Origin of the sequence: Ruminococcus sp. AF31-8BH (genome assembly GCF_003460605.1) — a bacterium.
Taxonomy (GTDB): Bacteria; Bacillota; Clostridia; order Lachnospirales; family Lachnospiraceae; genus Blautia_A; species Blautia_A acetigignens.
In genome coordinates, this window is record NZ_QTVN01000004.1 from 104,673 (window position 1) to 116,303 (window position 11,631).

General features: G+C 45.6%; 11 protein-coding genes. 5 read left to right on the plus strand and 6 right to left on the minus strand.

Annotation, left to right across the window (positions count from 1 at the left end; translation table 11 throughout):
- The first annotated feature begins 86 nt into the window (after positions 1-86).
- Together DWZ38_RS06525 and recQ are read left to right on the plus strand one after the other, a co-directional pair.
- The gene (locus tag DWZ38_RS06525) at positions 87-635 is read left to right on the plus strand and encodes a TetR/AcrR family transcriptional regulator (RefSeq protein WP_117851055.1); all 549 of its coding nucleotides are present in this window, start codon (positions 87-89) and stop codon (positions 633-635) included.
- Positions 636-648: 13 nt separating this feature from the next.
- Positions 649-2,595: a DNA helicase RecQ gene (gene recQ / locus DWZ38_RS06530; RefSeq protein WP_243000173.1), complete on the plus strand. Its 1,947-nt coding sequence runs from the start codon at positions 649-651 to the stop codon at positions 2,593-2,595.
- A gap of 86 nt (positions 2,596-2,681) precedes the next feature.
- Here recQ and pflA read toward each other — a convergent pair whose 3' ends face one another.
- Together pflA and pflB are read right to left on the minus strand one after the other, a co-directional pair.
- Positions 2,682-3,410, minus strand: a complete 729-nt coding sequence (gene pflA, locus DWZ38_RS06535) for a pyruvate formate-lyase-activating protein (protein ID WP_117851058.1) — start codon at positions 3,408-3,410, stop codon at positions 2,682-2,684.
- Between the two features lie 18 nt (positions 3,411-3,428).
- Entirely contained in the window at positions 3,429-5,684 is a 2,256-nt protein-coding gene (pflB, locus tag DWZ38_RS06540) for a formate C-acetyltransferase (protein WP_117851060.1), read from the minus strand.
- 389 nt (positions 5,685-6,073) lie between these two features.
- On the opposite strand from pflB, the gene DWZ38_RS06545 reads away from it, so the two are divergent.
- Entirely contained in the window at positions 6,074-6,604 is a 531-nt protein-coding gene (locus DWZ38_RS06545; protein ID WP_330385650.1) for a LysR family transcriptional regulator, read from the plus strand.
- Positions 6,553-6,747, plus strand: a complete 195-nt coding sequence (locus DWZ38_RS22725) for a LysR substrate-binding domain-containing protein (protein ID WP_243000183.1) — start codon at positions 6,553-6,555, stop codon at positions 6,745-6,747. Before DWZ38_RS06545 ends, DWZ38_RS22725 begins: the two co-directional genes overlap by 52 nt.
- Positions 6,748-6,753: 6 nt before the next feature.
- On the opposite strand, the gene DWZ38_RS06550 is transcribed toward DWZ38_RS22725, so the two are convergent.
- From DWZ38_RS06550 to DWZ38_RS06560, 4 genes are all read right to left on the minus strand, one after another.
- Complete coding sequence (locus tag DWZ38_RS06550; protein WP_117851063.1) at positions 6,754-8,568, minus strand: cation-translocating P-type ATPase; 1,815 nt, start codon at positions 8,566-8,568, stop codon at positions 6,754-6,756.
- 237 nt (positions 8,569-8,805) lie between these two features.
- Positions 8,806-9,081: a metal-sensing transcriptional repressor gene (locus DWZ38_RS06555; protein WP_117851065.1), complete on the minus strand. Its 276-nt coding sequence runs from the start codon at positions 9,079-9,081 to the stop codon at positions 8,806-8,808.
- Positions 9,078-9,254: a hypothetical protein gene (locus DWZ38_RS23345; protein WP_347519012.1), complete on the minus strand. Its 177-nt coding sequence runs from the start codon at positions 9,252-9,254 to the stop codon at positions 9,078-9,080. The genes DWZ38_RS06555 and DWZ38_RS23345 overlap by 4 nt, the downstream gene beginning before the upstream one ends.
- Positions 9,226-10,020: an AAA family ATPase gene (locus tag DWZ38_RS06560; RefSeq protein ID WP_347519015.1), complete on the minus strand. Its 795-nt coding sequence runs from the start codon at positions 10,018-10,020 to the stop codon at positions 9,226-9,228. The genes DWZ38_RS23345 and DWZ38_RS06560 overlap by 29 nt, the downstream gene beginning before the upstream one ends.
- A gap of 136 nt (positions 10,021-10,156) precedes the next feature.
- Here DWZ38_RS06560 and DWZ38_RS06565 point away from each other — a divergent pair, with 136 nt between their 5' ends.
- Complete coding sequence (locus DWZ38_RS06565) at positions 10,157-11,548, plus strand: sodium-dependent transporter (protein WP_117851304.1); 1,392 nt, start codon at positions 10,157-10,159, stop codon at positions 11,546-11,548.
- The last annotated feature ends 83 nt before the right edge of the window (positions 11,549-11,631 follow it).

An 11,631-nucleotide genomic window follows, 5' to 3' on the forward strand; every position in this document is an offset into this window, starting at 1 on the left:
GACTTTGGTTGGAAATCCAACTTTTTCAAAAAAGTGTTGGATAATTATATTGCTAAAGCGGACGCCAGGAGGAGCAGGAAAAGTGTATGGATATTAGGGTTGAAAAGACAAGACAGAGTATTATTAATGCGTTTATTGAATTGAGATCGCATAGGGAGCTAGAGAGGATTACGATTAAGGAGTTGTGTGAGAAGGCGCGGATCAATAAGTCTACGTTTTATTCTCATTATCAGGATATTTATCATCTTTCGGATACGCTGGAGACGGAGGTGGTGGTTTCTATTATGGAGAATTTGAGCCATCCGGAGAAGGTACTGGAGGATACGGCGGATTTTTCGCGAGAGCTGTTTATGGGGTTTCTGGCGAAGGATGCGCTGATTGGGATTTTGTTTTCGGGGAGCAGGAGTAAGTGTCTGGTACAGAAGATTGAGATTGCTTTGAAGGAATTGGTGTTTGGGGCTTATCCACAGTATCGGGAGAACCGGGATATTAATATTATGCTGACGTATATCTTGTATGGATGCTATTATGCGTTTTATGAAAACCGAAAATATGGGGATGTTCCGGTGCTTTCCAGTATTACAGAGCTGACGGGGGAAACGGCTGCGGCGGCACTGAAAATGGTTAATAAATAGAGAAAGGACAATTATGACATTGAATACAACAGGTTCCAATCTGCAGATGGGAAGTTCAACGATCACTCCTTTGCAGATTTTAAAAACTTATTTCGGATATGACTCCTTCCGTGAGGGGCAGGAGGAAATTATAGATACGATTCTGGACGGCAGGGATGCGCTGGCGATTATGCCTACAGGGGCTGGGAAATCCCTTTGTTATCAGGTTCCAGCGCTGCTTTTGCCGGGGATTACGCTGGTGGTTTCGCCGCTGATTTCGCTTATGCAGGACCAGGTGAAATCCTTAAATGAAGCGGGAATCCATGCGGCATATATCAATTCTTCCCTTACAGAAGGACAGATCAGCAAGGCACTTTCTTTCGCCGCAAGAGGCGTGTACAAGATTATTTATGTGGCACCTGAGCGGCTGGAAACGGCTTCTTTTCTGGCGTTTGCCCTGCATACTCCCATTTCCATGGTGACAGTAGACGAGGCACACTGTATCTCCCAGTGGGGACAGGATTTCCGTCCCAGCTACCTGAAAATCGTAGATTTCGTGAGGCAGCTGCCTGGACATCCGATCCTCAGTGCTTTCACCGCAACCGCCACAGAAGTGGTCAAAAACGACATTGCAAGAATTCTGGAACTGAAGAATCCAAACATTGTCATCACTGGCTTTGACCGAAAAAATCTCTACTATCGAGTGGAGCATCTTACAGGAAAACAGAAAGATACCTTCATTGCAAACTACATAGCCAGTCACGCAAACGAAAGCGGTATCATCTACTGCGCCACCCGCAAAAACGTGGATACTTTGTATGAACAGCTGCTAAAACAGGGTGTTTCTGTCACCCGTTATCATGCGGGAATGAACACAGAGATCCGCAAGGAAAGCCAGGATGATTTCATCTATGACCGCGCCCAAGTTGTGATTGCCACCAACGCGTTTGGAATGGGAATCGACAAGTCCAACGTGCGTTTCGTCATCCATTACAACATGCCCCAGAGCATGGAAAATTACTACCAGGAAGCTGGACGTGCAGGCCGTGACGGGGAACCTGCAGAGTGCATTCTGCTCTTTTCCCCGCAGGACGTTATGATCAGCAAAATGCTCCTTGGAAGCAAGGATTTCGAGGGCATGGATTTCGCTGAAATGGAACAGGTGCGCCATCAGGACGCAAAGCGTCTTCAGATTATGGAAGGCTACTGCATGACCACCTCCTGTCTGCGCAATTATATCCTGAATTACTTCGGGGAATCCACTGACCAGCCCTGTGACAACTGCGGCAACTGCCATCAGGAATTCGAAGAACTGGACATGACTCAGGACGCCAAATGGGTAATCGGATGCATTACAGAAATGCGCGGAAGATACGGCCAGGCCCTTGTAATCGGTACCCTGCTTGGCTCCAAGAGGGCCCGCTTAAGAGAGATTGGCGCCGACTCCTACAACTGTTACGGTCAGCTTCAAAGCCGCACGGAAAATGACCTTAGACTTCTCATCAGCCAGATGATCCGCCAGGGTTACATCGTCCAGACAGACGGGGAATACAGTGTCCTCAAAGTCGGAAATATCTCAGAATTACAGCAGAAAAACACCCAGATCCTTGTAAAAAAATTCAAGGAAAAAGAAAAGATTTCCGCGTCAAAGAAACGCAAAAATCCATACGGAAAGAGCTATTTCGAAGCCGAAAATACTGCCGGCAATTCCAACGAAGCCACTAATACTTCCAGCCCAAATGCCGCAAAAAAATCCGCCCTTTTCGAAACCCTACGCCAGCTTCGCCTCCAGATTTCCAAAGAAGAATCCGTCCCGCCCTACATCGTCTTCACCGACAAAACCCTCATCGACATGTGCGAGAAGCTTCCAGGAACCGAATCCGAAATGCTGGATGTCTCCGGCGTCGGCCAAAACAAACTAAAGAAATACGGCCAACGTTTTTTACAAGAAATCTCCTCATTTCTTTCCAACAACAACTAATCATTTCCCGCAACTTAAAAGAGGTCCCCGTGAGACTTTTCCAGTCTCACAGCGACCTTCCTTTAAGGAGTTTGCTTCACGTTCTCTTATATGGCGTTAAGAATCCGTCTTGCATTATCAATTCTTTCCTGTGTTGGAGGTTTCACGCCCTCCAGCGGATACGGGATTCCCAGCTTTTCCCACTTAAAAGTACCAAGCGTATGGTACGGAAGAACTTCCACGCGCCGGGCGTTTCCCAGTGTCTGAATAAAATCCGCAAGCTGGTGCAGATATTCATCCTTGTCACTACCTCCCGGAACCAGTACATGGCGAATCCACACAGGTTTATTCATGTCCGAAAGCTCACGGGCCATAGCCAGAATATTCTGGTTGGTCTGCCCGGTAAGCTTCACATGCTCCTGCTCATTGATCTGCTTGATATCCAGAAGCACAAGATCTGTGTATTTCATCAGTTCCAGCCATTTAGAATGCCAGGGTTCCTTTGTAGTATAGGGGTTTCCGCTGGTATCCAGAGTTGTATGGACTCCTGCTTCCTTTGCCTTGCAAAAAAGCTCTGTAAGAAAATCCATCTGTAAAAGGGGTTCTCCGCCGCTCACCGTGATACCGCCTTTTTCTCCCCAGTAGGATTTAAAGCGAAGAGCTGTTTGCAGAAGCTGATCCGTGGTGTATTCTTTCCCTTCTGTCATATTCCAAGTATCCGGGTTATGGCAGAACTGGCAGCGCATAGCGCAGCCGGAAAGAAAAATTACATATCTCACTCCGGGTCCGTCTACAGACCCGAAGCTTTCCAGAGAATGAACATAGCCTTTTAACATGTTGTTTTCCTTTATTAATTACATTCTGTCATGGCAGGTTCTGGAAATAACATCCAGCTGCTGCTCTCTTGTCAGATCGATAAATTTAACAGCATAACCGGAAACACGGATAGTGAAGTTTGCATACTCCTCTTTTTCCGGATGCTCCATAGCATCAATCAGTTTCTCTTTTCCAAATACATTTACATTCAGATGATGTGCACCCTGGTTGAAGTATCCATCAAGTACGTGAACAAGGTTATCTGTACGCTCCTCATCACTGTGTCCAAGTGCATCCGGATTGATTGTCTGAGTATTGGAAATTCCATCCAGCGCATCCTCATAGTCAAGTTTTGCAACAGAGTTCAGGGAAGCAAGAAGTCCGTTCTGCTCTGCGCCGTAGGATGGGTTAGCACCTGGTGCAAGCGGCTCTCCGGCTTTTCTTCCATCCGGAAGAGCACCTGTAGCCTTACCATAAACTACGTTGGAAGTAATGGTAAGAATAGATGTGGTTGGCTTGGAATCACGATAAGTATGAATATGTTTCAGCTTCTCCATGAATGTAGAAAGCAGTTCTTTCGCAATGCTGTCAGCTCTGTCGTCATCATTACCATAACGTGGGAAGTCACCCTCAACCTGGAAGTCTGTAGTAATTCCGTCTTCATCACGAATTGCTCTTACTTTTGCATATTTAATAGCAGACAGGGAGTCTACTACATGAGAGAATCCGGCGATACCGGTTGCGAAAGAACGGTCAACCTTTGTATCAATCAGAGCCATCTCAGCTGCTTCATAGTAATATTTGTCATGCATGTAGTGGATCATGTTCAGAGTTCCTACATACAGATGAGCCAGCCAATCCATCATCTGGTCATATTTCTGCATAACCTCATCATAATCAAGGTACTCGGAAGTAATCGGCTTGTACTCCGGTCCTACCTGCATTTTCAGCTTCTCATCCACACCGCCGTTGATTGCGTAAAGAAGGCATTTTGCAAGGTTTGCACGAGCTCCGAAGAACTGCATTTCCTTACCAGTCTCTGTAGCAGATACACAGCAGCAGATTGAATAGTCATCGCCCCAAACCGGACGCATAACATCATCGTTCTCATACTGTACGGAACTTGTTTTAACAGAAATATTAGCAGCATATTTCTTGAAGTTCTCCGGCAGCCTGGAAGAATAAAGAACCGTCAGGTTTGGCTCCGGAGCCGGTCCCATGTCCTCAAGAGTATGCAAGAAACGATAGTCATTCTTGGTGATCATATGGCGTCCGTCAACACCGATACCACCAACCTCAAGAGTAGCCCATACCGGGTCTCCGGAGAACAGCTGGTTGTAGGACTCGATTCTTGCGAATTTAACCATACGGAATTTCATTACCATGTGGTCAACAAGCTCCTGAGCTTCCTTCTCAGTGATAACACCGTTCTTAAGGTCTCTTTCAATATAGATATCAAGGAATGTGGAGATACGTCCAACACTCATCGCAGCACCATTCTGTGTCTTGATTGCTGCAAGATATCCAAAGTACAGCCACTGGAATGCTTCATGTGCATTTTTTGCTGGCTGTGAAATATCATAGCCATAAATTTCAGCCATTGCTTTCATTCCCTTAAGGGCACGGATCTGATCTGCAATTTCCTCACGAAGCTGGAAATCATAGCGTCTCATACCCTGGCGGTCGCATGCTGCAAAGTCTTTCTCCTTGCCTTCGATCAGAGCATCAATACCATACAGAGCCACACGTCTGTAATCACCTACAATACGTCCACGTCCATAGGTATCCGGAAGTCCGGTAAGGATATGGCTGTGACGTGCTTTTTTCATCTCTGGTGTATAGATATCAAAAACACCCTGGTTATGTGTTTTGAATTCATATTTTGTAAACATATCATGAATCTGCGGATCTACTTTATAGCCATACATCTCGCATGCTTTCTCTGCCATCTTAATTCCACCGTATGGCATAAATGCACGCTTCAGAGGCTTATCTGTCTGAAGTCCTACTACTTTCTCAAGATCCTTCAGATCTTCGTCAATGTATCCAGGTCCATATGCAGTCAGGCCTGTAACAACCTTAGTTTCCATGTCGAGCACACCATTATTGGCACGCTCTGCTTTCTGCAGCTCCTGCAGCTTTCCCCACAGCTTGTCTGTAGCCTCGGTCGGGCCTTCCAGGAAGGAATCATCTCCGTCATAAGGGGTATAATTGTGACGGATAAAATCACGAACGTTGATCTGTTCTTTCCAACGGCTTCCGCTGAAGCCTTCCCACTGTGCAAAATCTTTCATTCTTGTACCTCTTTCTTTCTATTTTGTAGTTCTCCGCGTATATTGAAGAATTGTTATTGGTTTAACGATTGTAGTATACGGTATTGTTTTTTCCCCGTCAATCGGTTTGGAACATGCTTTTAATAAAATACAATTTGAATGTAAAAATATGGAATTTGCAGGACATGAGTCCTATATTTCAGACTTTCCAAATGCCCCGCATGCGCTCTCTTTCCATATGATTCCAATGGATTCTGATAAATATTCTCAGCAATACCTTTGATAATTTTTATCAACATAATCCAAGGGGCAAAAGTCCTTTGCCCCTTACATCAATGCCTTTTATTTGGGACAAAAGTCCCTTTTATATAGTTCCTTTAAAATTGAAAGAATAATTGATGGAATTGAATATGAATTTGCTACATTTACGATATTTTGCAAAATTGGCACAAACGCTGCACTATACACGGGCGGCAGAACATCTTTGCATTGCACAGCCAAGCCTCAGTCACGCCATTTCACAGATGGAAGCTGAGCTTGGAGTTCCCCTTTTTGAGAAGGTGGGAAAAAGCATTGTGCTTACCCATTATGGGGAACAATTTCTGGCCTGTGCACAGCAGACTCTTATGACACTGGACAATGGAGTGGACGCCCTTCAGCGTGTGGGACGAGGAGAAGGACTGATTCGTCTGGGGCTTCTCTGTACCCTGGGAGAAGACTTTGTTCCCGGGCTTGCAGAACGATTTCTGAAGCAGTATCCTGAGAAAATATCCGTTTTACATTCAATACAGGCATCACCGGACAGCTGCTTGACGGGCTTTGCGCAAGGCGTTTTGACCTTGTTTTCGCCTCTCTGGCGCAGTTTCACACCATTGACCTTGCCCAGACCATTCCTTATCCACAGGTTTATTTTGCCAAAGGCTCCGGTCTTCGTTCTGTAGTTGACGGCCTGTTGCGCCAGATCGGCCAGGAGCCCCAGATTGCCTACGAGACGGAGGAGGACAGCGTAATTGCCGGACTTGTGGCCCATGGATTTGGGATTGCAGTGGTTCCCTACATGGAAATGCTTCTCCGATTACTTTGATTGTCATTATTTTTTCCTCCATTTTAATAAGAATGCTGAATTTGTGATTACCAATACGGAACCTGCGTTGTGGACGAGGGCACCTACGATGGGGTTCAGGATTCCGGTGATGGCAAGGACGATTGCAATAAAGTTCAAGGTCATAGAAAAGGTCATGTTCAGTTTGATGGTAGTCATCATGCGCTTGGAAAGAGCAATGAGATGGGGAAGCTCTTTTACTTCATCGTCTACAAGGGCAATGTCGGCTGCGTCTACTGCGATGTCGCTTCCCACGCCGCCCATGGCAATTCCCACTTCTGCACGCTTCAGAGCCGGGGCGTCGTTGATTCCGTCGCCGATCATACAGACCATTTTGTTTTCCTGCTGATAACCATCAATGTATTTCAACTTGTCTTCCGGGAGACAGTTGGCACGGACTTCCTTAATATGAAGCTGGGATGCGATGGTCTTCGCCGCATTTTCATGGTCTCCGGTTAAAAGGACCGACTGAACGCCAAGGCTGTTCAGGGAGTCAATCATGCCGGTGCTTTCCTCACGAAGAGTATCGGAAAGAGCGATGAAACCAGCATACTGACCGTCAATTGCCACATAAGTAACGGTACAGCCGCGCTCTATGTACTGCTTCGGATTAGCCTTACTCTGAATTTTTTGAGTACTATAAAAACTTGCATCTGTTAATTCTTTGCTTTCTCCTGTTTTATCCTCAGTGTCTGCACACTTTTCGGCAATGGTCTTTATTTCCACGCCATGTTCCTTCAAAAGCTTCGGATTTCCCGCCAGAACCTGTTTTCCTTCTGACACTGCACAGACTCCCTGTCCCGGAATCATCTGGAAATCCTCTGCACCGGAAAGTATGATGCCTTCCTTCTTACAGCAGCTTACAATTGCTTTTCCAAGGGGATGCTCGGAAAGCTGCTCGGCACAGGCTGCAAGTCTGTAAATATCATCATTGTTATAATTTTCGCTGTTGCTGACAGCTGCAACCACCTTCGGTGTACCATATGTTAAAGTTCCGGTTTTATTAAACGCAATCACGTTTACCCTTGCAAGCCGTTCCAGGGCATCTCCCTCACGTACCAGGAAGCCATGCTTGGTGGCATTTCCGATAGCCGCCATAATAGCGGTTGGGGTAGCCAGCACAAGGGCGCAGGGACAAAATACAACCAGAATAGTAACCGCACGGATAATCTCTCCAGAAATCAGCCAGGTAAGAGCTGCCGCAGTTAACGCGATCACCACGATCCAGGTAGCCCAGCGGTCTGCGATCCCTACAATCTTAGCTTTCCCAGCGTCTGCGGATTGGACCAGACGGATCATTCGCTGGATGGAGCTGTCCTCCCCAACCTTGGAAGCCTTCATCTCAAAGGCCCCAAACTGGTTGACCGTTCCGCTGGATACCTCGTCTCCCACTGTCTTATCAACTGGAAGGGACTCCCCTGTCATAACCGCCTGGTTGACGGAAGTCTGTCCTGAAATAATGATTCCGTCTACCGGAACCCCTTCCCCAGGAAGTACCCGAAGGATATCACCAACCTGTACCTTTTCCGCAGGGATAACAGATTCTTTTCCATCTTTTATTACCCTGGCGGTCTGTGGTGTTAAATGAACCAACTTTTCGATTCCGGCTCTGGCTCTGGCTACAGTAAGCTCTTCCAGAAGTCCGCACAGCACAATGGCAATCCAGGACATGTCAAAGGGGAACGGGGAAATTCCCAGCAGACTTAACACAATGGCGCTTCCAGAGATCACCAGCAGGGTGATGTCTTTCTTCGTGCCGCCGATTTCAAGTAACTCTTCTAACTTTCCCATTAGATTTTTCATGTTATGCCTCTTTTCTATACCTTATGAGGTATATGTTCATTATACCTATAGGGGTATATGTTATCAAGAAGGGTAAATGATAAGAATTCTCAAAACAGACGCAAAACAGGCCGCATATCACCCGCAAACCATTTCCGACTCTGACAATAAGTCGGAAATGGTTTGCGTAATGATATGCGGCCTGCTCTGTTGTGCATTGACACATATAAATCTATCACTCAAGAACCGTAACGGAGATCATCCCATATTGGAAAATCGTTCCACTGCTTTGGTAAAGCTCTCGATGGTTTTATCTGCGTCGCCATGCTCAATTCCATCACGAACGCAGTGTTTGATGTGGCCTTCCAGCACTACCTTGCCGCAGCCGTGAAGCGCGGATTTTGCAGCGTTGATCTGGGACAGAACATCCTCACAGGGAACATCCTCGTCGATCATCCGGTCAATGGCCTGCACCTGACCAATTATTTTTTTTAACCTGCGGTGCAGGTTCTCAGAATCCATACATTGTTTCATTTGTTTGATACATCCTTTCTAATCAGCACCTTTTTCCCGGTATCAAAAGAACTGAAGGTCTGCAGGGAAATCTGGTTCATGTATTCATTCATATAATCTACATCATCCACCAGCAGTGCCTTGATAAAATCATTATAGCGCACATTAGATTTCTGAAACCAGCCGCGGATCATTTTCCTGAACATATTCTTCACTTCGTGGTTGGTAATAGACAACTGATACAATTTCCTCATCCACTGGAGTTTCAATATTTTTCCCAGAAAGAAGATCTTCCATATCAACCTTTATATTTGGCGAACCTTCCTGTATCAGCTTTCCAACCAGACTGTTGGAACTGGTATTTGCCCAGAAGTTTTCAAAACGGCCGGTATCCAGAAACTTGGTAATGGACCATGGATTGTAGATGTCCGTGCGGCTGCCGAAACGAAAACCATCATACCAGTACCGAACCTGCTCCAGCTGATCCATGCAGCCAAATTCCATGAGAACCCTTTCTACCTCTTCCCTGTTAAAGCCAAAGGCAGTCTCATATTTCCTGGAATCTGTAGTCACAATTTCCAGATTGTTCAGATCTGAAAAAATAGATTCCTTGGAAATTCTGGTAATCCCCAATCTTGCATCCTGATAGGTTGCACCTTTCACTGAAGCAAAGCTGATAAAAATAACAGGATAGCTTCCCTGCAGTTCCCTGTATTTCTCACTTTTCCATATCTGCAGTCCTTCAAAGTATCTGCTGTATCCGGCATACTGATTGGAAAAGAAATATTCCAGCATACTCATATTCAAAGTTTTTCCAAAACGGCGTGGTCTGGTGATCAGCGTAACTACATCCCCGTTCTCCCACCATTCCTGGATAAAATCAGTCTTATCTACATAAAAATATCCGTTTTCTCTGATAGAACCAAAATCCTGATTTCCAATGGAAATAACTGGTTTCATACTGTGGAAAGCTTCCTTTCATGTCTTCTACTTTAACATTTCTGCTTCCTGTTTACAAGTCATCTGAAAATTTGTTTTACTAATTATTTATCATATGTTATCTTATTCTTACAACACTAAGGGGGAAAGAATGATAATGGAAAAGAAATCGAATCATTTTTCAGGACAACTTGGTTTTGTCCTTGCTGCGGCCGGAAGTGCTGTAGGAGTGGGAAACTTGTGGAGATTTCCATACCTCGCAGCCAAAGACGGAGGCGGCTTATTTTTAATTATTTACCTGATCCTGGTACTTACCTTTGGATTTACCCTGCTCACTTCTGATATTGCCATCGGCCGACGCACACAGAAAAGTGCCATCGGTGCCTATACCCAGATGCGGCCTAAGTGGAAATTCCTGGGAATCCTCACCTTCCTGGTACCAGTCCTGATCATGACCTATTACGCTGTCATCGGCGGATGGATTACCAAATATGCAGTGGTCTATGTAACCGGACAGGCACAGGCAGCTGCCGCAGATGACTACTTCACATCCTTTATTTCTTCTTCCACTTCACCGGTGATCTTCGCCCTGCTTTTCATGGGTGTCACTGCTTTCATCGTGTACAATGGGGTGGAAAAGGGAATTGAAAAAGTATCCAAATGGATGATGCCTATCCTGCTGGTTCTGGTAGTGGTGATTGCAGTTTACTCTCTCACCCTTTCCTATACAGATGCCTCCGGACAGGTGCATACCGGATGGCAGGGATTTCTCTACTACCTGAAACCGGATTTTAAGGGACTGACTGTGCAGCGTTTCCTGCAGATCCTGCTGGATGCCATGAGCCAGCTGTTTTTCTCACTCAGCGTATCCATGGGAATTATGATCACTTACGGTTCCTATGTCAAACCTGAGGTAAACTTAAACAAGGCCATCAATCAGATTGAGAGTTTTGATACAGGCGTTGCCTTTCTTGCAGGTGCCATGATCATTCCGGCTGTGTATGTATTTTCCGGCACTGAGGGAATGGGCGCAGGACCAAGTCTGATGTTTATTTCCCTGCCAAAAGTATTCTCCGCAATGGGAAAAGCCGGCACCTTCGTAGGGATCCTGTTTTTCGTAACTGCTATTTTTGCAACCTTGTCTTCCTGTATTTCCGTACTGGAATCCATCACTGCAAACTGCATGGAAATCTTCCATACAGGCCGTAAAAAAACAGTTCTGGTTTTGTCTGCCATCTATCTGGCAGTTTCTGCAGTGATCGCTTTGGGCTACAGTATTTTCTACGTGGAAGTAAAGCTTCCAAACGGTTCTGTGGGACAGCTTCTGGATATTATGGATTACATCAGCAACAGCGTTATGATGCCATTTATTGCACTGCTCTCCACCATTCTCATTGGATGGATCGTAACACCGTATTATGTAATTGATGAAATGGAAAGAAGCGGAGACAAATTCCGCAGAAAAAAGCTTTACCGGGTGATGATCCGATTCGTTGCACCGGTTATGATGTTTATTCTGTTTTTGCAGTCTACTGGAATTTTATCTTAAGTTAAAAAAGGGGGCTGTCGGTTAATACCACATTTCGGTATCCCCAGTAGTAATTGAAAGGATCCCAGCAAGAACGAGGCTTG